At 68.1% G+C, this 20,394-nt stretch carries 28 protein-coding genes; all 28 read right to left on the bottom strand.

The features are described from left to right. Window positions 1-15: 15 nt before the first annotated feature. Window positions 16-279: a hypothetical protein gene (locus B9N97_RS08925; RefSeq protein ID WP_085085510.1), complete on the bottom strand. Its 264-nt coding sequence runs from the start codon at window positions 277-279 to the stop codon at window positions 16-18. Beyond that, window positions 258-581 carry a hypothetical protein gene (locus B9N97_RS08920; RefSeq protein WP_143266565.1) on the bottom strand — a complete coding sequence of 108 codons (324 nt, stop codon included), beginning with the start codon at window positions 579-581 and terminating at the stop codon, window positions 258-260. Before B9N97_RS08920 ends, B9N97_RS08925 begins: the two co-directional genes overlap by 22 nt. Further along, on the bottom strand, window positions 578-754 hold the full coding sequence (locus B9N97_RS35575; protein WP_167393262.1) for a hypothetical protein: 177 nt from the start codon (window positions 752-754) through the stop codon (window positions 578-580). Before B9N97_RS35575 ends, B9N97_RS08920 begins: the two co-directional genes overlap by 4 nt. 118 nt (window positions 755-872) lie before the next feature. Beyond that, on the bottom strand, window positions 873-1,547 hold the full coding sequence (locus tag B9N97_RS08915) for a glycoside hydrolase family protein (protein ID WP_143266564.1): 675 nt from the start codon (window positions 1,545-1,547) through the stop codon (window positions 873-875). Further along, a complete protein-coding gene (locus B9N97_RS35570) occupies window positions 1,544-1,717 on the bottom strand; it encodes a hypothetical protein (RefSeq protein WP_167393261.1) in 174 nt (57 codons plus the stop codon). Before B9N97_RS35570 ends, B9N97_RS08915 begins: the two co-directional genes overlap by 4 nt. 7 nt (window positions 1,718-1,724) lie before the next feature. After that, on the bottom strand, window positions 1,725-2,273 hold the full coding sequence (locus B9N97_RS08910; RefSeq protein ID WP_085085506.1) for a hypothetical protein: 549 nt from the start codon (window positions 2,271-2,273) through the stop codon (window positions 1,725-1,727). Between the two features lie 72 nt (window positions 2,274-2,345). After that, entirely contained in the window at window positions 2,346-3,014 is a 669-nt protein-coding gene (locus B9N97_RS08905) for a phage tail protein (RefSeq protein ID WP_244560624.1), read from the bottom strand. A 24-nt stretch (window positions 3,015-3,038) separates the two neighbouring features. After that, window positions 3,039-4,778, bottom strand: coding sequence for a hyaluronate lyase N-terminal domain-containing protein (locus B9N97_RS08900; protein ID WP_085085502.1), 1,740 nt, complete (start codon window positions 4,776-4,778; stop codon window positions 3,039-3,041). Next, window positions 4,775-5,461, bottom strand: a complete 687-nt coding sequence (locus tag B9N97_RS08895) for a YmfQ family protein (protein ID WP_085085500.1) — start codon at window positions 5,459-5,461, stop codon at window positions 4,775-4,777. The genes B9N97_RS08900 and B9N97_RS08895 overlap by 4 nt, the downstream gene beginning before the upstream one ends. A 4-nt stretch (window positions 5,462-5,465) precedes the next feature. Next, window positions 5,466-6,563: a baseplate J/gp47 family protein gene (locus tag B9N97_RS08890; protein WP_085085498.1), complete on the bottom strand. Its 1,098-nt coding sequence runs from the start codon at window positions 6,561-6,563 to the stop codon at window positions 5,466-5,468. Window position 6,564: 1 nt separating this feature from the next. Beyond that, complete coding sequence (locus B9N97_RS08885; RefSeq protein ID WP_085085496.1) at window positions 6,565-6,999, bottom strand: phage GP46 family protein; 435 nt, start codon at window positions 6,997-6,999, stop codon at window positions 6,565-6,567. Window positions 7,000-7,002: 3 nt separating this feature from the next. Next, entirely contained in the window at window positions 7,003-7,515 is a 513-nt protein-coding gene (locus tag B9N97_RS08880) for a phage baseplate assembly protein V (RefSeq protein WP_208621186.1), read from the bottom strand. Between the two features lie 47 nt (window positions 7,516-7,562). Continuing rightward, on the bottom strand, window positions 7,563-8,633 hold the full coding sequence (locus B9N97_RS08875; protein WP_085085491.1) for a phage baseplate assembly protein: 1,071 nt from the start codon (window positions 8,631-8,633) through the stop codon (window positions 7,563-7,565). Between the two features lie 6 nt (window positions 8,634-8,639). Beyond that, window positions 8,640-10,028 (bottom strand): DNA circularization protein, encoded by a 1,389-nt coding sequence (locus tag B9N97_RS08870; protein WP_085085489.1) that lies wholly within the window; start codon window positions 10,026-10,028, stop codon window positions 8,640-8,642. Then, window positions 10,028-11,917 carry a transglycosylase SLT domain-containing protein gene (locus B9N97_RS08865; RefSeq protein WP_085085487.1) on the bottom strand — a complete coding sequence of 630 codons (1,890 nt, stop codon included), beginning with the start codon at window positions 11,915-11,917 and terminating at the stop codon, window positions 10,028-10,030. The genes B9N97_RS08870 and B9N97_RS08865 overlap by 1 nt, the downstream gene beginning before the upstream one ends. A gap of 144 nt (window positions 11,918-12,061) precedes the next feature. Continuing rightward, complete coding sequence (locus tag B9N97_RS08860) at window positions 12,062-12,325, bottom strand: phage tail assembly protein (protein WP_085085485.1); 264 nt, start codon at window positions 12,323-12,325, stop codon at window positions 12,062-12,064. A 3-nt stretch (window positions 12,326-12,328) separates the two neighbouring features. Then, window positions 12,329-12,697: a phage tail tube protein gene (locus B9N97_RS08855; RefSeq protein WP_085085483.1), complete on the bottom strand. Its 369-nt coding sequence runs from the start codon at window positions 12,695-12,697 to the stop codon at window positions 12,329-12,331. 12 nt (window positions 12,698-12,709) lie between these two features. Beyond that, on the bottom strand, window positions 12,710-14,188 hold the full coding sequence (locus B9N97_RS08850; RefSeq protein WP_085085481.1) for a phage tail sheath subtilisin-like domain-containing protein: 1,479 nt from the start codon (window positions 14,186-14,188) through the stop codon (window positions 12,710-12,712). A gap of 3 nt (window positions 14,189-14,191) precedes the next feature. Further along, entirely contained in the window at window positions 14,192-14,371 is a 180-nt protein-coding gene (locus B9N97_RS08845; RefSeq protein ID WP_085085480.1) for a DUF2635 domain-containing protein, read from the bottom strand. Between the two features lie 11 nt (window positions 14,372-14,382). Next, window positions 14,383-14,991 (bottom strand): hypothetical protein, encoded by a 609-nt coding sequence (locus B9N97_RS08840; protein ID WP_085085478.1) that lies wholly within the window; start codon window positions 14,989-14,991, stop codon window positions 14,383-14,385. Next, a complete protein-coding gene (locus B9N97_RS08835; protein ID WP_085085476.1) occupies window positions 14,988-15,314 on the bottom strand; it encodes a head-tail joining protein in 327 nt (108 codons plus the stop codon). Before B9N97_RS08835 ends, B9N97_RS08840 begins: the two co-directional genes overlap by 4 nt. A gap of 3 nt (window positions 15,315-15,317) precedes the next feature. Continuing rightward, window positions 15,318-15,572: a hypothetical protein gene (locus B9N97_RS08830; protein ID WP_085085474.1), complete on the bottom strand. Its 255-nt coding sequence runs from the start codon at window positions 15,570-15,572 to the stop codon at window positions 15,318-15,320. After that, window positions 15,573-16,616, bottom strand: coding sequence for a major capsid protein (locus tag B9N97_RS08825; protein ID WP_085085472.1), 1,044 nt, complete (start codon window positions 16,614-16,616; stop codon window positions 15,573-15,575). 15 nt (window positions 16,617-16,631) lie between these two features. After that, window positions 16,632-17,036 carry a head decoration protein gene (locus B9N97_RS08820; RefSeq protein ID WP_085085470.1) on the bottom strand — a complete coding sequence of 135 codons (405 nt, stop codon included), beginning with the start codon at window positions 17,034-17,036 and terminating at the stop codon, window positions 16,632-16,634. A 13-nt stretch (window positions 17,037-17,049) separates the two neighbouring features. Continuing rightward, window positions 17,050-17,649, bottom strand: coding sequence for a hypothetical protein (locus tag B9N97_RS08815; protein ID WP_085085468.1), 600 nt, complete (start codon window positions 17,647-17,649; stop codon window positions 17,050-17,052). A 26-nt stretch (window positions 17,650-17,675) separates the two neighbouring features. Next, window positions 17,676-18,497 (bottom strand): S49 family peptidase, encoded by an 822-nt coding sequence (locus tag B9N97_RS08810; RefSeq protein WP_085085467.1) that lies wholly within the window; start codon window positions 18,495-18,497, stop codon window positions 17,676-17,678. Next, entirely contained in the window at window positions 18,494-20,134 is a 1,641-nt protein-coding gene (locus B9N97_RS08805; protein ID WP_085085465.1) for a phage portal protein, read from the bottom strand. Before B9N97_RS08805 ends, B9N97_RS08810 begins: the two co-directional genes overlap by 4 nt. A 3-nt stretch (window positions 20,135-20,137) precedes the next feature. Continuing rightward, window positions 20,138-20,389, bottom strand: coding sequence for a gpW family head-tail joining protein (gene gpW / locus B9N97_RS08800; RefSeq protein WP_085085463.1), 252 nt, complete (start codon window positions 20,387-20,389; stop codon window positions 20,138-20,140). Window positions 20,390-20,394: the final 5 nt, after the last annotated feature.

Below are 20,394 nucleotides of genomic sequence, written 5' to 3'. Positions count from 1 at the left end.
CGACCGACAGCGCCATCACGGCGCCGCCCATGCCTCCCACGCCTGCACCCTCTGGCGCAGCTGGTCGACATAGCCGACCAAGGCATCCCGGCCGCCGGGGTCCACGCACGCGACCGACGCCGCGCCGGGCAGCGTGAAGGCCTGGGAAGGCGGCACGATGGCCGCCACCAGTTCAGCCGGAGGGGCGGCGCGCTCCACTACCGGCACCTTGACCACAGGCATCTCGGAGGTGCAGCCGGCCAGCAGGGCAGCGGCGATCAGGGCGATGAAGCGAACCATGCGTTCAGTTCCTCGACGGTCTTGAGGTCGGGCTTCGTGCGGGGCTTGAGCGTCGCAAGCGCACGGGCATCGGCAGAGGACTTCGCGGCGGCGGCCTTGGCCTGCCAATCCATCACCTCGTCGTTCTGCAGCTTCACCGCACTCTCCAGCGTGTTGGCGCGCAGCCGCTCGTCGGCGAGGTCGGAGCGGGTCAGCCAGAGGGACAGGCCAAGCCCGCCGGCGGTGACGGTCAGCAGGGCCACCAGCACTAGGGCAGCGATGCCGCCGGCCCTGGTTGCGAGTATGGACAGGATAGCCGTCATCGGCCGGCCCCTTCTTTCACGCGGCCGATGACCAGCACGGACCATTCGAGAACGCGGTAGACCTTCCCATACCAGCGGTCCGCCGGCGGGGTCGGGGTACACGCCAGGACGGCCTTGACGACGAGCGCATACAGCGTCGCGTAGCCAAGTGCCTGAAGAAACCAATCGGGCATGGTGCCTCCTTTCAGGCATGAGAAAAGCCGCCTCGGCGGGGGCCGGGCGGCTGGTTGACTTTTCTGGATGCGTCGATTTTTCGGACCAAGATCGTGGGCGGGAAAACCGACTTGGCCCCTACAGCCCCATCGCCTTGGCGGTCACCGGCCCGACGACGCCATCGGCCTTCAGGAAGTGCGCCGCCTGCCACAGCACCACCGCGGCCTTGGTCAGCGGTCCATAATGTCCGTCCGTCTTCACCCCGACGATGACCTGGATGCGGCGGATGCGGTCGGAATCATCGCCGGCCGGGGCAATGACCGCCTGCGGCTGCGGCGACGGACTGGGGGTCGGCTTCCAAGCGCCGGAGATGAACAGCGCCTCCTCGGCCGCCCGGCGGGCAACGAGGCCCGGCAGGTCGACCAGCTTCCCGCCGACGCGCGCCTTGGTCCACCGGCCGAACTGCTCGGCAGCGCCGGCGGTGTCACCAAGGTTCAGGAGCCGCAGCAACGTGGACGAGGCGAACGCCCCACCCCCCAGGTTGAAGACGAACGAGGCGAGCGCCCCGCGCGGGTTCTCCGGCAGAGGAACGCGGACATACTTGTCGACCACCGCCGCGGCCTCGGCCAGGTCGGCCGCCAGCAGCTGCTCGGCCTGCGCCTCCGTGATGGCCATGCCGAGACGGACATCGGGACCGGTGTGGCCATACCCAATCGTCGGCACGCCGGCCGGACAGAGATAGGCGTCGAGATACAGCCCCTCGAAATGCTTCACCAGCGCGACAGCCGCCGCGCACACGGGCTTGATGGTCATGAGCGGGATCCTTGCGAGGGTGGCGCGCGGTCGAAGCCGGCGCACCAGCCGTGACGGGCGACGAGATAGAGGAGGGCCAGATCGGCAAGGGCGGCGTGAGCGTCGCCGTTATGCCGAACGAGCAGGTCGTCGGCGAGCTGCTGCGCCGGGCCGGGGGAATCGTCGGGCATGGGCGCCTCACGCCAGCAGGACGAGGGCGAGGGCAGCGCCGACGCTGGCCCCGGTCAGGAACTCGCCCCATTCGGTCGGCCGGGTCAGGCGCCAGGGTAGCGCCGGGAGCTTGGCGCCGATCAGGTAGGCCAGCGGCATTGCAAGGCCGGTCAGCGGCAGCCACAGGGCGAGCGGGTGGGCGGGGATCAGCGGGAGCGCGATCAGGGCCATGCGGGCAATGCCGACGGCCGCCAGATAGCCCAGCTTCTCGGTTAGGGGGAGGTGGGCGGTCCAGCTGGCCGGATAGTCGCCGGGCGTTTCGGTGAGGTTCTGGCCGGCACCGTGCGGGAGCAGCAGGCCGAGGTAGGCCATGGCGCCTGCCAGCACCGCCGTCCAGATGCCGGTCCCATCCGGCGCGCTTGGGGGAATGGCGTAGACGGTGGCACCGACTGGCAGCGCCCAGAAGAGCACCCGCGCCCCGGTGGTGCCAAGCCAGGAATGACCCTGACCCCGCTCGCGATAGGCGCAGGCCAGGAACAGGGCGGCGAGCGCCACCCAGAGAATGGTGGAGAGCATCGGACCTCCAGACATGGAAAAGGCGCCTCATGGGCGCCCGGTCGGTCAGGGGATTGGAGTGTTGTCGCGGCGTCAGGTTTTGATGCAGGCCAGCAGCGCGACGTTGCGGGGGCGGGTCTCGTTGCCGCCCGTGTTGCTGGTGCCGTAGGTCTGCGAGCCGCCGAGGGTGGAAATGGATTCGTCGTCGGTGCCGCTCGCGCCGTCGGCATCAATTGGCAGTGTCACCGAGTGGCTGTGGCTGCGCAGTTCGTCCCCCTGGAAAGTGCCAAAGCCGCGCCCGCTGTCCACCCCGCGGCCGTTGTCGTAGCCACGGATGAACTCGCCGCGCAGATCGGGCAAGTTGAAGGTGGTTGTGCCGTTGCCGGCACCGAAGGTGGTGCCGATGGCGGCGAACAGGGCGGCGTAGGTGGTGCGGCTGACCGCGGCGCCGTTGGCCTCCAGCCATCCGGTCGGGACGGTGCTGCGGGCGAAGTGAGCGACGGCGCCGGCCGGCACTGCGGACGCACCAGCGGCGGCGGAGACCAGCGCCTGGATGGCCTGCCGGAGCTGGGTGCGGTCATCGGCGTTGAGCGTCAGCCCGGCGCCCTCGATGACGTTGCAGATCTCTTCCTGGGTGTTGTTGAACCAGGCGGCGCTGAGCGACGTGGCCGGGTCGCCGGTCAGGACGTCGCCTTCCTTGAAGCCGGCTTTGCCGACGCCCCAGAGATCGGGGGCGCGGGTGGCGGTAGCGATGCGTTGCACGATGGTACCTCTCAGGAGTTGGGGTTATTCAGCCGCCGGCCGCAGCGCGGCGAGTTGCGCCTCAAGAGCCGTGATGCGGTCAGTGAGGCGACGCGCAATATCCAGCAGCATGACCGTCAGGCGCTCGTACTGCACGCCGTCTGGGATCGGCGCAGAATCAAGGTCCGGCACTTCCTCCGTCACCTCGCGCTGTTCGGTAGCGACGCGCGGCACGACATGAACGGCCTGCCTAACAATGGCCGGTTCCAGTACATTGCCGTCAGTATCCCTGACCTCCGCGCGGAGCGTCTCCAGCACCGGATCGCCGGCCTCATCTACCAGCGGGAAGACATCGACTGCCTGACGCTGCTTGGTGACCGGGACCAGTCGATGAACGGCCTTGCCGTCGATCACCTCAACCGCCGGCTCCATGTCCTCATAATCTTCGAGAACCGGCACCGCGACAGCTACCGTGCGCGTCACCGTTTTGGTCAGCTGGCGGTAATGCACGAGCCGCGGCTCAATGGCGGCCACCTCTTCGGCTATCAGCCCGTACCAGCTCCAGTCCTTGCGGTCGGCATCGGCCAGCGAGCGATACCAGACCGGGCGCAGTGACAGGACCGCATCGGCATACTGCGGATCAAGCGTCTCGACATCGGTCTTGTAGACCCCGCTTGACGTGGACCGCAGCAGGCTGTTGCCGGCCGAGTTGTCGAGATATGCGTTGGCCGCTGATGCCGTGGTGCCGACGCGCGGGAAAGCGACGGCCCCACTGTCGAAAAGCCGGGCGTTGGTGTTGGCGCCACCGCTTGAACGGAAGTCGATACTACCGACAGACCCTGCGCTATCAAGGTAGGTGCCGCCGCTGGTTGCCTGAATGCGGAGCTTGTTCGATCCGTTGACGTTGACATCGTAGAATGAGCCTGTCGTGCCATTCACACAGACGGTTCCGTATCCTGCGAAAGTCTGCGGGCTCGTCGTGCCAACGCCAATTGCGCCCGCCGTGTAGAGGTCGCCGTTGTTCTTGACGCACCACTTGAGCGCATCCGCCTCATCATGGAAGCGCTCGTAGTAATACCAGCCATCTTCGCCGCAAACCTTGATGCCGCAGTCGGCTTTGGTGCCGGACGTCAGCCATCCGGTATGGCTGCTGGCGATATAGGCGCCGATGTTCTTGGATGAGCCGTCGCCCGCGACTTGCGAATGGACGCCGATCTCGACACCCCAAGTCCCGCCTTGCGTCGTCTGCTGAGTGCCGGTCCCGCGAAGTGTCTGGAACTCGCCCGCCCTGATCAGGGTGTCCGCAGTGTGATTGGCGTATCCGTTCGCCGCGCCGAATGCTCTGGCGACAGATCGAGTGGCGCCAACGTCGGCATAGGACGCAACGCCGGACATCGTGATCACGTAGTCGGACATCACCCAGGAGGCGGATGCAGTTTTTGACACCAAGCTCGTGGTGGATGCAGGAACTGATGTAGCGTCTCCGCCTGCGACTTTCTCGGCCTTGAGCGTCGCTCCGGGCTTGAGGGCAACCTCAGTGCTGGACCCAACATCAAGCCCAGCAACCGCGCCAGCAACATCCTGTAGCACGCGTCCGCCAGCAACCGCCTGCGAGGCATCCCCATCCTCCGGCAGCATGCGCCGCCCGCCGGGCGTCCCGCCGTCATGGACCGTCAGCGTGCTTTCGGTCGTGTCGACGATGATTTCGCGAGGCCGGCCGATGAAGCTGGACAGGGCAGCCTTGGCACCGCCCAGCACCTGGACGCGCTTTACTTTGGTGGTCATGAAAGAACTCCCCAGTCCTCGGCGTCCGCCGCCGGATCGGTGATCAATCCCCAGTCCTCATCCGTGCCCACGATCATCCAGTCCCAGCTGTCGACGTAGGCGAAGAGAACGGAGGTGTGTGCCGGAGCCGCCCGGCGGATGATGCATTCCAGCACCGCGCTGCCCCACGCCTTGATGGGGTCGGAGCAAGAGCTGTTGACGGTGAAGTCCAGCACACCGGCGTCGGTGTTGGTCGTCAGGCGCCAGACGCTTTGCCAGTCTTGCGTCAGCGGCGCAGCGCAGGGGGAGATCGCCGTGAACGGCAGGAACTCCTCGATGAAGGCATCCGGGAACCCCAGCCCCTTCGCCAGCCCCAGAAAGTAGGGCCGGTTCTGCCCGCCGGTGGAAGTCAGCTTCTGGACGACGCGCAGGCGCCGCGCGTCCAGCGTCTCAGCCGGCCCGGTGCATTCGTCCGGCAGGCCGAGCGAGTCCTCCCATTCGGTCAGGAGCGCGCTGGTGGTCGCCGGGAAGGCCTCGGCCAACAAGCTGGTCGCGTCGGTCGACTGCCGCTCGTAGACGCCAGCCAACCCGTCCAGCACCTTCGCCTGGGCGGTGTCGGCCTCGCGCGACCAGACCCGACCGGTGGGCAGCAGGGCTTGCAGCGCCGCCCGGAAGTCGGCGCGCCGGAAGATCGGTGCGGGCATGGCGTCAGCTCCAGGTGATGGTGCCGACGGTCACCAGATAGCCGGGCGCTGCGGTGAGGTCGTCGAGCGGCGCGTCGATGTCGAATCCGCTGGCGCCGGTGGAGCGCACCGCGTCCCACAGCGCGGCGATGCTGACCGCGCCGCCAGGGCTGGCGTCCTTGCGCAGTTGCTCGACCAGCGCCGCCTCGACCTTGTCGCGCAGGCCCGCCGATACCCCGGCGATGGTGAAGTTGACCGGCTGCGGCGTCGGGCCGGCGACATAGACCAGGGCCGTCACCGGGGCAAGGTCCCATAGGTAATCGGCCACCGTCCGCTGGTCGCCAGTCGCCGGGGTGGCGCGGGGCTCATAGCCCGACACGCCGTTGTCGCCGATCGGGAACCCGTCGTTCGCGGCGTTGGCTTCGTCCAGCATGATGTAGACGATCACGGTGCCGATGCCGGCTCCGTTGCGGCGGCACCAGGCGCGGGTGACACCGGCCACCTCCAGCGCCCAGGTGACATAGTCGTCGGCCGCACCGCCCATGGCGGAGCGCTGGTAGGCGCCCAGCATTCGGGTGCGCAGCTCGTCGTCGGTCTCGACATCAGCGCCGCCGGTCAGCACACCAGCGACGCCGGACGACTGCACACCGGCCACCGCGGCGCTGAGGGCCATGATCGCCCCGGCCACGGCATTGCCAGCCGCGCCTGCCTCGGCCGCGATCACCGGCACTGATGCCGTGCCGCCCAGCCCGATGGCGACCGCCTCGGCGGAGGTGTAGGCGACGCCGTCGGCAGCCCGGACCATGGCCGTGCCGGCGGGGATCACCGTCCCGGCCGTGCCGCGCATGACGACGGATCCGGAGGCCGCTGTCGCCGGCTTGCGGGTCACGCCCTTCAGCGCCCCCCAGCCCTCCAGAAACTCGTCGGTGCAGGTGAAGGGCACCGACTGCCGGGCGATCCAGTCCAGATAGCCGTAATGCAGGTGGGCCATGGCGGCCTGAATATCGGACAGCACCCGCAGCACCGCCCGGCGCAACAGGCCGGTCTCGGCACCCACGGAGGCGGTAACGTCCTGCGCGACCTGCGCGCGCAGCTCGGAGAGTGTCGGTCGAAGGAACGGCATGTCAGGCTCCCTGCCAAGCCCAGGCGTAGGTGAGTGCGACGGTGCGGCCGTCGGTCCGGTAGGCAGTCACGCGGGCGCCCAGCGTCGAGCGGCGGCTCCACTCGACGAAGATGTCGAAGCGGGCGACGGCGCCGTCATCGATCAGCCATTGCAGGGCCTCGGTGATGTAGTCCTTGGCCCGCTGCAGCGTCTCGGTGGTCTGCTTGGCCCGCTCCAGCAGCCAGAGGCGCGATCCCAATTCATGGTCGCCCCACCAGCCGCGCCGGTCGGTGGTGCCGTCGGGGATGATGTCGTCCTTGTTGGCCGGCCGGTCGGTGAAGAGCGACAGCAGGATGGCGTTGGCCAAGTCGTCGCCGGTATCGAGGTCGCCGCCGGGCGCAAAGGTCCAATCGCCGCGGCCATCGACCGGCGACCAGATGATGGTGATGTCGGCCATGGGCTATTCCAGTTGATTCGGGACGCTGGTGGAGCCGCTGCCTGTCTGCACGCCGCTATGGGTGTGGGTGTTGTAGACGTCGCGCATGCCCTTCATCGTGCGGGTCTGGCTGTCGCAGCGGTCGATGATGTCGCCGGTGACCTCCAGGCGGTCGGTGACCATGCGGACCTTGGGCGTGTCCTGGATCGTCACCGGCTTGCCGGCACCCTTGATGATGATGCCGGCGCGGGTGATGTGGACCATCTGCCCCTGATCGTCGTAGATGGCGACCTCGCCGGCCGCCAACACCTTGGGCCGGGCATCCTCGTTCCCGGTGGCAATGGCCACACCCATGGAGCGGTCGCCCCCCACAAAAATCACGATGGCTTCCGAGCCGACCGGCGGGACTGAGGTCAGCCCGTATTCGGCGAGCCTTGGCGTTCTGTCGCGGATCTCGTCCTTGCCAAGCTGGACCTGCAGGAGCTGCACGCCGCCAGCGTCGTCCACAAGGGTGATGCTGCCGCGGCCGATAGCCATGAGCAGCCTCGCGTAGAGACGCTCAATTGCACTGATCGCACTTTCCATCATTGCTGCTGCCCCGGTACGACGTCGGAAATGGTTGGCTGCCAGACAAACGGCTGCGGCAGGAACGCCTGAGGCGGCATCAACGTCAGGTCGGCGTGGGTTCCCGCGGTGTCCCGACGGAACGTGACATCGGCGATCAGCCAGTTCGCCTCGGCGATCTTGAGAGCCGGGATCTTGATGTTCACCAAGCGGTTGGGCGTCCACAGCATGCCGTCGCCGTCGCGCCATGTGGACGTTGTGATCTGAACACAGTAGGAGCGCCCAGCACGCCGCGCGGCTTCCCACTGGCCACGCTGCTCCGACAACTTGAAGGCGACGATCCCAGTCTCAGCGATGATTTGGCGCAGGCGGTGCCGCGGAACCTCGGCATCCTTCGCAGTTGCCTGGATGTCGCTTGTCACGTTGTAGCCCGCAGCGTCGCCCGCAGGGCTTATGGACAAAGACCGGACGACGTAATCGCTGAAGCGCAAGTCCATGCCGAACAGCGCTGTCGCCCGCTCAATGTTGATGCCCTGCTCGAATCCGGTCCGGTGCGTCTCCGTTCCCGCCCGCGCAAGAATGATACTGCCGTCCGGAGCGTCGTAGACGAGAAGCGCGCGGAACCGGGCCATGCGCTCGATGATCTGATATGGCGTCTCGCCCCAGATCAGGTTGAACTGCGGGATGGGCTCGCCAACATCGCTCAGCGCTGTGACGCCGATGCCGTATGGCTGAGCCAGCTTCTTGGATATGCTCAGAACGTCTGAGGAGCTGATCTGGTTGCTGGGCCATTCGGCGGAGCAATCAACCAAGTCCTGGCTCTTGCTCCGGCCGGTCACCCGCAGGCTGTGGCGGTGCCGGTCGACCGTGGGCAGGAACCGATCGACATAACCGGTGATCACCAGATCGTTGCCGATCAGCACCTGGCACTCGTCACCCGGCTTCACGACGACGGACTCCGCCTCGCCGGGGAAGCGCTCGGTGAACTCGATGTCGAAGTCGCTGGGCATCCGCTCGATGCCGCGGGTGACGCGCACAGCCTGCCAGCCCGACAGCTTGCGCTTGCCGGTGATCAGCGTCAGGTCGTCCATGGTCGGTTACTCCGCGAGCGCCCGGAAGCTAGTGGGCATGAAGGCGGGATGGATGGGGTTGGCGGCCTGCACCAGCTCGTCGGACCGGGTCGGGTCCTGATAGAGCCGCTGCGCCAGCACCAGGGCCGGCAGCGAGGTGGCGGAAGCGACCGGTACCAGCCGGGCCAGATCAGCACCCCGCTCGGTCAGGTCGGCAACCACCGCCGCCCGCAGCTTGCGCAGGGCCAGATAGGTGTCGTCCTGGCCGGCATCGCCGGAGCGCACGATCTCCGCATCGATGACGTCGCGGAGACGATCGCGCACCAGAACCGCCTCGTCGTAGGACCCCGGCTCCCATGCCGCAGCAGCCCGCGCCATTTCAGCGATGGCCGCGCGCCGGTAGAGTGCCGCCACATGGATGCCGGATCCGACGGTGACGCTGGCATCGGACGCCAGCGGCGCCAGCAGGCGGAGACGGTCGGCCGGCGTCGGCATGGCCGAGGCGGCGGCCGAGACATGGCCGGTGATGGCGTCGGCCGTGGCGCTGACCGTCTCGGTGCCGGTGACCGCCGCGGTGTCGGTGACCTTGATCGCCGCCAGCGAGACCCCGCCGCGCGCCGCCGCGGTGGAGGTCTTCATCGCCGCCAGCGTGGTGCCGGACCGGCTGTTGCTCGGCCGGAAGAAGCGGCCGAACTCGCCGGGAAGGTCACGGATGGCGTTGTAGAGGTTGGTCGCGTCGTTCACGAACCTCTCGACCATCCGCACATAGTAGGACACCACGCTGATGATCTGGCGTAGCGCCGCCCCGCCCTCGCGCAGAAGCTCGCCAACCGTCGACACGAAGTCGACGACGGCGGAGAGGCCCAGCGCGTCCGCGATGCCGGCGATCTCCGACGCGCGGTCGGCGGTGCTGCCCGGGTAGAGCAGCCGTCCGGCCTCGACGAACTGGAAGGCGACCTCGAACACCCGGCCCAGATCGAAGCGCTCGGCGATGCGGAAGCGGAGCAGCGCCACCGATTTCCGGCCGAGGGTCGGGTGGACCAGTTCGCCCTCCCCCTCCCCTTCGCAGGCGCGCTGCAGCTGATCGCGCTGGGTGAGGACGGAGCCGCCGCCATAGACGGCCGAGTCCTCCACCAGGAAGCCGATCAGGCTGATGCGGCGCGGCGCCCGGCCCAGGTCCTCCACCCACACGCTGTCACGATACGGGTATTCGTGGATGGCGACCCGCCGGCCGAACTGGCTGTCGGAGGACAGCACGCCGAAAGGCACCCCCCGAAAGCTGGCGCGCTGCAGCTGGCTGTACCAGGGACCGCCCCCGCTGCCGAAGCCGGCCAGATCGACGCCCAGCCGCTCGGCCGCAGACGCGACCGTCGAGATGCCGTTGGACAGGTTCCGATAGGCGCTGTTGAACGACATCAGGGCCTCGCAAAGCTGGGCATCGCATATTCGATGCGAGCGGGCACGGCGGTGCCGGCGCCGGTCTGGGCGGTGGCGGTGGTGCCTTCGGGCACGTTGCCGCCGAGGGTGACGGTGACGTTGACCTTCTGCTCGCCGCCGCCAGCCGCCGCCTGGGGCTGCTGGCGCTGCATCGCGGCGATGGAGGCGACATAGTTCTGGGTCTCGGACGGCAGGGGCTTGCCGCTGTTGATGTTCTTCTGCACCCGACCAGGGCCGGCGTTGTAGGCGGCGGCTGCCGCTTTCTCGTCGCCGAACCGCTTCATCTGCTCCGACAGGTAGGCGACGCCCGCCTCGATATTGGCATCCGGGTCGGTGATGCCGCCCTTGATGCCGTAGCGGCGCGCCATCTCGGCGTAGGTGCCGGGCATGACCTGCATCGGGCCGATGGCGCCGGCGGAACTGGTCAGCGGGTTGCCGTTCTTGTCATGGGTCCGGCCGCCGCTCTCCTGCTGCATGATCCGGCGGACGAAGTCCGGGGAGACGCCATACTTGGCCGCCATCGCCTCGATCTGCGGGTCCCAGCGCCGGACCCCAGCGCCGACTGCTGATGGCGTGGCCGCGCCACCGGAAGCCGCCTTGTCGACGGCACCCTGCCCCTTCCATACGACGCCCATGTTCGGCAGCCAGGATTGCCACCAGCTCGGCGGCTGATTGTCGGCGGCGTTCGGGCTGGGACTCGCATCGGGGCTCTTGTCTTTGTTGATGCTGACCCACGGCAGCCAGGACGGCCACCACGACTCCTCCGCCGCCTTCTTCTCCTCGGGCGTTTCCTTGCGGATCACCACCTGCTTGTTCTGCTCCGGCGCCGTGGCATAGGCGGCATAAGCCCCTGCCGCCAGGAGCCCCCATGGCCCCGCTGCCAAGCCGCTCAACCTCGCCCAGATCGATCCTTCGCCTGCGAGCTTCGCAAACAGGCCAAGGGCACCGCGAGCCGCCATGATATGGGACGAAAGCTCAATCCAGGTGGCGATGCCTTCCTTGTTCTCAGCAGTGGCTTCCGTCATCCAGTTGATGAGGCTGCCAAACCGCGTGTTGAGGCGCGCCTCCAGAGCGATGCCGACGCCGGAGGCCGCCGCCTCTAGTCGGTTGAGCGAGATCCCCAGCTCTTCCGAGCGCTTCTGGGTTTCCTCGCTGACGCTTGCCAGCCGCTCGATGTCTTTGACATATGCCTGAAATCCCGCCCGCCCCTTGCGGAGCATGGGGAGAAGCGCCTCCACCCCGAACATCTGAGCAATCTTCGCCTGGGTCTGCGGGTTGGTTTGCTTGGCAATGGCGTCGGCGATATCGCCCATCGCTCGCTCCAGGTCCCACGCGCCGCTGGCCGTCCGCTTGGCCGTGATGCCCAGGGTGCTGAGCATCGCCGCCGCCTCGTTGTTGCGGCCGAAAGCGGCGTCCTGAAGGGTGGTTGCCAGCCCGCCCAGGCTGCTGGTCATGGCGTCGGTGGACAGGCCGGCCAAGCCCGCAGCCCCTTCCAGGGTGCGCAGCCGCCCCGCAGCGATGCCAATGCCCTGAGCGGCATTGCTGGCGGCCACCGCGTTCTTGCCCCAGTAGCTGGCGAGCGCCGCCTGACCGGCGATGGAGGTGGCTCCGAAGGCCAGCCCCATCGCACCGTTCAGCATGCCGAAGTTGCGCGCCGCATCCATCGCGACGCTGGCGAGGCCCCAGACGCCTTTGCTGGCCTTCTCCAGCCCCTCCGCATCGCTGAGCTTGTCGAAAGCCGAGCGGATCTTATCGACCACGCCCGGCACCCGTCCAAGACGGGAACCGACGTTGTCGATCGTGGAGGAGGCTTCGTCCTTCGCGCCGATCAGAATGCGGAAGGCTTGAGAGGCCGGGTAGTTCGTCATGGTGTCAGTCCTGCTTGATCATGCGGATGGCCTGATCGTTCCACCACGCCAGTTCAGCCCAGGTCAGCGACCAAGCGTCGCGCGGCCCCCAGTGGTAGAACTTGGTGACCTCGGCAATGACGTCTCGCCAGTTGCCGGGCCAAGTCAGATAAAACCCATGAGGTAATCCCGCGCTTTTTTGGCATCGCGGTAGCCGATCTTTTCCACCGCCGGCTTGGGGATGCCGGAGACGAGAGCGATCAGCACGGTGTCGGACGCAATGCCGCCACCAGCCTTTTCAGCGGTCGCCACCTCGCCCAGCGTGGGCTCCCGCAGGTTCATCTCGGTGTAGACTTGGCCGGTGAATTCCACCGACTTGCGCAGGGGGATCACCAGCTCGTCCGGCTGGGTCTGGGTCCCTTTGTCCATCGCTTAAGCCTCCTCGACCTGGGCGGACTCGAACTTGACGTCGAAGGTGCCCTCCGCCGCCTTCACCTCCTGAACATCGACTGTCCAGGCGTTTCGGGCGGAGACCACCTTGCCGTTGGCCAGCTCGGCCACCACGGTGACGTTGGTCATAGCGTTGAAGGCGGCGACGCTGAGGCTGCCGGCGTCGCGCAGGGTGCCGGAGATGTAGCCGGCGACCGGCGTCTCCTTATAGCCGTGGATCCCGTCCATGCCGGTGATGGTCTCGCGCCGGACGGTGGACGGGGAATAGGCGAGGTCGGCGGACAGCATGTAGGTGGTGCCGTCGACCGTGAGATAGCAGACGCCAGCAAGGCGCCGGGTGGTGTCGGCCATGAGGCGTCTCCTTTACGACAGGCGGAACTGGGCCAGCAGCGCGAAGATGCGCAGCTGATTGATGAGCACCCCTGGCCACAAAACGTCGACCCGGTTCGGGTTGGTGCGGTTCTTCTCGACCACCAACCCGGCCTTGAAGGCGTCGCCGTTCTGGACGTAGCCGGCATATTCCAGCTCGCGGTACTTGGCGATCAGGTCGGCCTTGATGATGGCGGGCGTGACCACGTTCGCCGCCGGACCGAAGCGGGTGCCGTCGGCTGCCAGCTTCACGCGGGCATACTTGGAGGTCACCACCGACTTCAGTTCCCGCAGCACATAGGCCAGCAGGAACATCGTCTCGATCTCCAGATAGCTGTCGTCGGCGGCGCCGAAGCCGTTCTTCTGGTAGGTCGTGATGACGTTCTCCAGCCGGCAGGTGCCGTCAGCCCCGACGTTGAAGGTGCTGATGCCGTCCCACAGCAGCGTGTTGCGGCTCGACAGGTCGAAGCGCGACGCGATCGGCGGCGCCAGCATGGTCGTCAGCGCCAGCGTCTGGAGCGGCGTGCCGGGGTCGGCGCGCAGGCTCACGGCCGAGGTGCCGGCGAAATCCGCCGCCACGATCCAGGCCGGGGTCGGGCTGTCGTAGAACCCCAGGATCGAGACGTGCTGGTCGTTGCGGCTAACGCCGAAGGTGGTCAGCGCCCCGATGGTGCCGCGGTGGGCGGCGAATCCGTGGCCGTAAATCTGCCGCGCCCAGCTCCAGCGACCGGTGCTGTCGTTCAGCAGCGTCTTCAGCGCGTCCAGGCTGGTCGCGTCGGTGTAGGGGAAGACGATGAAGTCGTATGGCTCGTCCGCGAGGGCGGCGAAGCCGGACGTCAGCGTCGGCGGGGTGGCGCCGCCCGCCATGGCGGAAATGGCGACGGTCAGGCCGGCCGGGGTCGCTTCGCCGCTGGGCGAGCCGCGGTAGTTCAGCCGCAGGTCCACCTCGTTGCCGCAGGGGCCCTTGTTCTTGGCCGTCAGGGTCACCACGCCCGTGTTGGCGGTCGCCGTCACCGGCAGGGACGGCAGCGCGGTGATGGTCGCGGCAAGCGCCGTGGCGATGGCCGCCACCGCCTGGCCGGACACCACCGGCTGCGCCACCAGCACGCCGCCGACATAGAGGGACAGCGTCCCGTTGGCGGTGGGGGCGCCGGTGAAGGTGATGGTGCCGGTGGCAGCCGTGGCGCCGGCATCGTCGGCCAGCGGCAGCAGCCAGACCTCGCCGAAGCTGTCGGCGGCGCGGTAGGCCTCGTACATCAGGGCCAGCTGCGAGCCGAGACCGGCCAGCGACTGCGCCTCGCCCAGGCTGGGGCAGATGACGGGCAGGTTGGCCGTGGCCGCGCCGCTGCTGGTGATCTGGCCGACGATCAGCGTCCGCATGGTCTGCTGAGCGCTGTTGGCCTTGGAATTGTCGACCTCCGCATAGAACAGCGGCACGCGCAGGTTCTGGGGGATCTGCTTGAAGGCGACCATCGGTTATGCCTCCTCGGCGTTGGGCGGCGTGGCCGCGGGCGGGTTAGCCGGCACGACGTCGCCATAGACGTGCAGCAGGCGGGTCCAGTACGGGGTTTCGGGGACGTCCCGGCCCTCGGCGGGCAGGAAGTCCTTCAGGTCCGGGTCGCGGATCAGCAGGCCCGGAGCGGGCTTCACGAGCACGGGCGTGGCTCCTATGGGAAATCGAAGGTCAGGCGGCCTTCGTCGCGGCCGTCAGGGCCGGAGGTGCGCGGCGCCGGCTGGACGGCGTCGGGGAACGGCGGGTCGGGGTAAGTGCCGGTGGCGTCGAAGGGGGCGATCATGTCGACGTGGACGTCCACGCCCTGCAGCTCGTCCGTCACCACCGGCTCGAAGTCCTCCGGATAGGAGAAGGCGAACTCCATCCGTAGCTCGCCGACGTGCTTCTTCGTCTCCGCCGACACGGCGACTTGGCTGCGCACCGCGGCGATTTGCTCCACCTGGCGCACGATCTCGTAGGAGGTCAGCACCGCCGTCTTGATCTGGCTGCGCAGGGTGGCGAGATCCGCCTTGACCGCGACCTCGTCCACCCCCTCGACCCGACCGTCCACCGTGATGATGGCCGTGGTGTGGAGGGCCGGGAAGCCGACGGCGCCGCGGCTCCGGCTTTCCTCCCGCTCGTCCGCCACCAGCAGGCAGGGCATGTCCTTGCTGTTGACCGGCCAGTCGCGCGGGGCGAACACCCGGTCGGCAGCGAGCGTGTTGGCGTTGCGCAGGGCGGTCACCACCAGCCCGCGCAGCACCTCCGAATGGAGCACCGTCATCCCGACACCCAATTCAGCGGCAGAGTGGCCCAGCCATGGCCATCCGGGTTGACGTTGTTGACCACGTAGGTGGTGCCGGTCCGGACGATGGTGAGGCGGTCACCGGCTTCCGGCGGGCTATCCCCGAACTGCGAAAGCCGCACGCCCAGGACCGGGAACACCGACGACACCGGCGCGCCATCCAGCACCTCAACCTCGGCATAGGCCTCGTCGAAGACGCCGGAGACGGCGAAGGGCTCGCCCCCGGCCGGCTGGAAGAGCACCGGCTCGGCGAAGGCGTCCGACACGGCGGCGTGCGTCAGGGCGTCCCAGTCCAGGGCCATGCGTCAGCCCCCCGCGTTGATCACGGTGGCCGGCTCCTCGTCGGCGTCCTCGGCCTCCGGCTCGGCGAAGCCGAGAGCGCGCAGGCGCTTGGCTTCCCCCTCCTCCACCTCGACCGTCTGGCCCGGCCCATAGGACAGGGTCACCGGCTCGCCCTGCTCGTCCTTGCCGGGCAGCTGGATGGTCCGGCGCTGAGCCACGGCGATCGTGACCAGCGCCGGGGCGGCGGCCTTCTCGGCCGCCTGCTTCTCGCCCGCCATTTACAGCACCTGCACGAACATGCAGGCGTTGACACGGCTGGGAATGACGATCGGCGCGGACTGGATCATCACCAGACGCTGCGCCGGGTCCTTCTCCACCCAGGACTTCGGGGCATAGGCCAGCGGCCCATAGTTGAAGTCCGGATCCATGATCATGCCGAAGGCGCGGGTGCCCTGCATGTCCGGGCCGGACAGGGTGACCGAGCCGTCCGGCAGCATCGGCTGCTCGACGTTGTTGTCGTCGACATACCAGTCGTTGTAGAGCCAGAGGTTGAACTGCCCCCAACGACCCATGTAGACGGCGCCGCGCTGGACCTGGGTGCCAAGCTCGACGCTGTTGCCCTGCGTCGCCGGGTACCAGTTGGCGTTCTTCAGCACCGGGTCCTTCAGGAAGGCCTGCCAGGACGAGTTGGTGAAGACGGCGTCCGTCACCACGGCGCCCGACTTCTTCAGGACCTGGGCAGCCCAGGTGGTGAGGTCCGAAGTCGGCGAGACCGAGCCCGGGCTGTTGGGGGTGCCGATGTTGGCGGCCGTCCACTTGGCGCCCGAGCCCAGCGCCACCGTGAGGGAGGCGTCGCGGCCGAAATCGACGACGGTGGTCGGGAAGCCGTCGCCGGTGATGGTCACCGTGCCGGTGGTCAGCGCGGACGACGCCATCCACTCCAGGCGTCGGTTCAGCATGTCGATCTGGTCGGCCATCTCGAACATGAGGTTGGCCATCATGCGCTCTTCGCCGCTCAGCTCGCCGCCGATGCGCTCGCCGATCTGGCGGCGGACCGGGCGGCGCAGGTCGGGCGCGCGCTTGTCCTTGATGTAGGCCGGCTTGAACTTGTTGGTCTGGTACTTCCGGCCCTCGACCAGCTTGCCCTCGACCAGCGGCGACACGAACGGCGACATGCGGCGCTTGCCGACGTCGACGTCGATGGCGACCTCTTCGGTGTCGAAGGTCACGATGTTCGGGAAGAAGCGATCCAGCAGCCAGTTCTGGCTGATCTTCAGGTTCGGAACGACCTGAGCCAGGACGGCAGTCGAAAAGATGTCCATAGGGAATGCCTCCGATCAGGACGGGTCGGCGGCCGAGACGGCCGTCTTGAGGTAGATGCCGGCGTCGCGCAGCGTGTCCTTGATGGACGCGGCGGTGTGGCCGGTGCCGATGGTCAGGGCGTTGGTGTTGAACTCGCCCGCCAGATAGACGCCGGCCAGCTTGTCGCCGCCGCTGGCGTCCACGGCGTCGGCCAGGATGGCGGAGGGCACCTGGCTGCCATCGCTCGACGCCGACAGGCTCAGCGTGTACTTGCCCGATGCGGTGATCTTGCCGAGCACGGCGCCGCGCGCGAGGTTCTGGCCGGACACCAGGGTCACGGTGTCGGTCACCAGCGGGAAGCGACCGGCAATGAGCTGGTCGGGCGTGAAGACGTCCGACGTCACGCCCGGCTGGAAGGGGCTGCTGCTGTAGGTGGTCATTGGGGATCGCTCCTCACTTCTTCGTGCCGGTCAGGCGGTCGTAGACCGCGGTCATCTTCGCGGCCATGCCGGCGGGGGTGGAGGCGTCGGCCTTCTTGCCGCCGTCGTCCCCGACGTTCGGGATCGCCGTGGTGGCCATGCGGTCGGCCAGCCCGCCACGCTTGCCCTGGGGCGGGTTGGTGATGGCGACGCCGGCCATCACGGCGATGGCCTCGCTGGCGCTCAGGCTGGTGGTGAAGGCCAGCTGGGCGGCGACGTGCGGCAGGCCGGCGGCGTGCTCGCTGGCGAAGATGGCGGCGCAGCGCTTGCGCTCGTCGGCGCGGCCGGCGGCGTAGGTCTTGCCCTTGGGCTTGCCCGCCTGCGCCTTTTCCTCGTCCTTGTCGTCCTCGGCCTTCTCTTCGTCCTCCGAGTCCTCGGCCTTGGCGTCGGTGTCATCATCCTCCGCCTTCTCCTCGTTCTCGTCGTCCTCGGCCTTCTCGTCCTCGTCGCCCTCTTCGGCGCGCTTGGAATCCTTGTCCTTGCGGTCGGTCTCCTCGGCGCGCTTGCCCGAGGGACGGCGGCCCAGCAGATGGGCGAACGACGCCGCCGCGCCCGCGAAAGGCGAGTGCTTCATAATCAGTCTCCGGTGTGTGCTGTGGTTCAGCCCAGCTCGTCGAGCAGGGCCAGGAAGGCGGCGTCAGGCGCCATCACCGCATCCGCGAGGCCAAGGTCGACGCCCTGCTGCCCGAGGAAGGTTGCGGCTTGGGTTCCCCGGACCTTCGCGGCCGGGAGGTTCCGATTGCGGGCGACCGTCTCGACGAACAGGTCGCCCATCATGTCCACGTCCGCCTGGAAGCGCTTGCGCGCCTCCTTCGACAGCGGGATTTCCGGATGGCCGTCCGCCTTGCAGTCGCCGTAGGTGATGAAGGTCACCTTGATGCCATGCTCGGCGAGCGCCGCAGACCAATCGACGTGCATCCAGATCACGCCGATGGAGCCGGTGCCGCCGGTGCGGGGGACGTACACCCGGCCAGGATCGACGGCGGAAGCCAGGGCATAAGCCGCAGAATAGGCACTCTCCGAAAGGATGGCTGCCAGTGGCTTCGTGCCGCGCGCCGCATAGATCGTGTCCACCAGATCGAAGCAGCCGGCCACCTCGCCGCCGGGGCTGTCGACGTCCAGCACGATGGCGCGGACTTCCGGGTCGGCCACCGCCGTCAGGAAGCCTTGCCTGATCCAGTCGTAGCCGGTGGCCCAGGACCAGCCCCAGCCGCCCTGAAACAGGACGCCCTTGACCGGGATGATGGCGACGCCGTCGATCAGGCCATACTGCCGATCCCGCTCCGCCGACCGCCCATAGCCGAATGCCTCCGGCGCCGGAGCATCCCCGCGCAGGGCGGCGGCCAGCAGGTCGGCCTCACCCTGCACCAGCGCCAACGGTCGGTTGGACAGCCGGCGGGCGACTTCGAAAATCTGGCTCATTCCGCCTCCGGCTTCTTCGGCGGCTGGGCGGACTGCCCGGCCGGGATGTTCATGCCGGCCCAGGACGGGACCTCCAGGCCGTACTCGCGGAAGCGCTCGACCTCGATCTTGCGCTGCTGCAGCACGTCCTCCCAGTCCAGACCCTGCTCGGCGCACTCTTCCTCCAGGGTGCTGAGGCCGGCATCCATGCCGAGCACCGCGCCCTGCTTCTCGGCGACCGGATCGACCCAGCCACGCCCGGGGCCCATCCAGCGGCACCGGCTATAGGAGCCGCGGCACTCGATGTATTCGGGCACCACGCCGGACGGCAGCGGCACGTCGCCGGTTTCCATCACCTCCTCCAGCCACGCTGCGTAGATCGGCGAGGCAAAGCCGACGGCGAAGTCGGAGCGGCGGCGGGTCAGCGTCTTCCAGGCCTCCAGCAGGGCTGCGCGAGCGCTGGAATAGTTGACGTCCGACCAGTCGTTGGAGAGCTGCTGGGCGCTGATACCGATGCCGGCCGCCGCGTTCCGCAGAACCGCCGCCTCGAAGTCGGCGAAGTTGCTGGTCGGGCGCGCGGCGGTGACCGTCTTGATGTCCTCGCCGGGAAACATGATCGGCATGCGGGCGCCGTTCAGTTCGGTGCGACGCTCCTTATGGAAGGCTGCCCGCTCATCCTGATAGGCGCTCAGGTCACTCTCGCCCAGCGCTGCGCCGACCAGCGACGGGTCGAAGGGCGACTGGATGTAGGCGGCGAAGATCGCGTTGATGATCGCCGCATCCAGTTCGGTGCCGTCATACTTGATCAGCATCTTCAGACGCTGCACCACGGGCGTCAGGACGCCCGCCCCACCGCGGTGCTGGCCGGCCTGCTCGTTGTCGAAGTGGTGGACGACGATGGGCCGCCCCCAGGCGGTCTCGCGCGGCACCCGCTCCCAGGAGACGCTGTTCGCTGCGTCGTACCAGTCCGCCTGATGGGCTTTGCGGATCCAGTAGGCGACAGCCGCGCCGTGCTGGTCGATCTCGACGCCGCCGCGCAGGCTCTGCTGGTCGAACTGCATCTGCGGGTTGGACAGGCGGTCCGGGTTGATCAGCTGGACTGTGGTCGCAAAGCGCGCCCGCCCCACCCCGACCCGCTCCGGCAGGTACGGCAGGATGGCCAGGGCGTCGCCGTCCACGATCCAGTGCCGGAAGCCCATGCGCAGCATCTGGGTGGCGGTCATGCGGCGTCCGGCATCGCAGTAGCGGCCGGGATCGTCCGCCCACACACGCCAATGCGCCTCGACCGCCCGGCCGAACTCGTCGGCCCATTTGGCGTCGAAGGCGCTGTTGCCGGAGTACATCGCGAGCGCGCGGTAGTCCGGCTTGCTGATCGGACGGAAGCTGCCGCCGATGGCGTTGTCGAGGATGCGGGTGATCGCCCCCGACGCCCAGCCGTCGTTGCGGACGAGGTCCCGCACCCGCGACACGATCCGGTCGCGGTAGGTGTTGAGTTCGGTATCCGGCGACCACAGGAAGGGGCGCCACGCCTCCATGTGCTGGCCGTAGATGTCGGCCGCGTCATAGGGCGTGTTGCCGCCGCCGGCCAGGGCAGCCGCGCGTCGGGGCGCTGCCGGAAGCGGGTTGCCGTCCGGGCCGAGGATCGTGACTGCGTTCATGGGTCAGAACCGGAAGCGGATGGGGCGGCGGCCCGACGAGATGCCGAGCTTGGCCTGGATGGCGAGAATCAGCGCGTTGATCTGCGGGATCTCGGCCTTGCTGTAGGTGACCGACCGGGAGCCGTTCCCCTGGGTGTAGGCGACAGACACCGGCTTGGCGCCGACGGTCAGGTCGATCAGTGCCTTCTGCGCGGTGGCGAGCGCCGCGCGCAGGTCGGCATCCGTCATCCCGTCGAGGATGGTGGTCGGGGTCATGTCGG

The sequence above is a fragment of the Azospirillum oryzae genome (assembly GCF_900177515.1).
Classification (GTDB): Bacteria; Pseudomonadota; Alphaproteobacteria; order Azospirillales; family Azospirillaceae; genus Azospirillum; species Azospirillum oryzae_A.
This window is presented reverse-complemented; position numbering and strand designations above follow the sequence as displayed.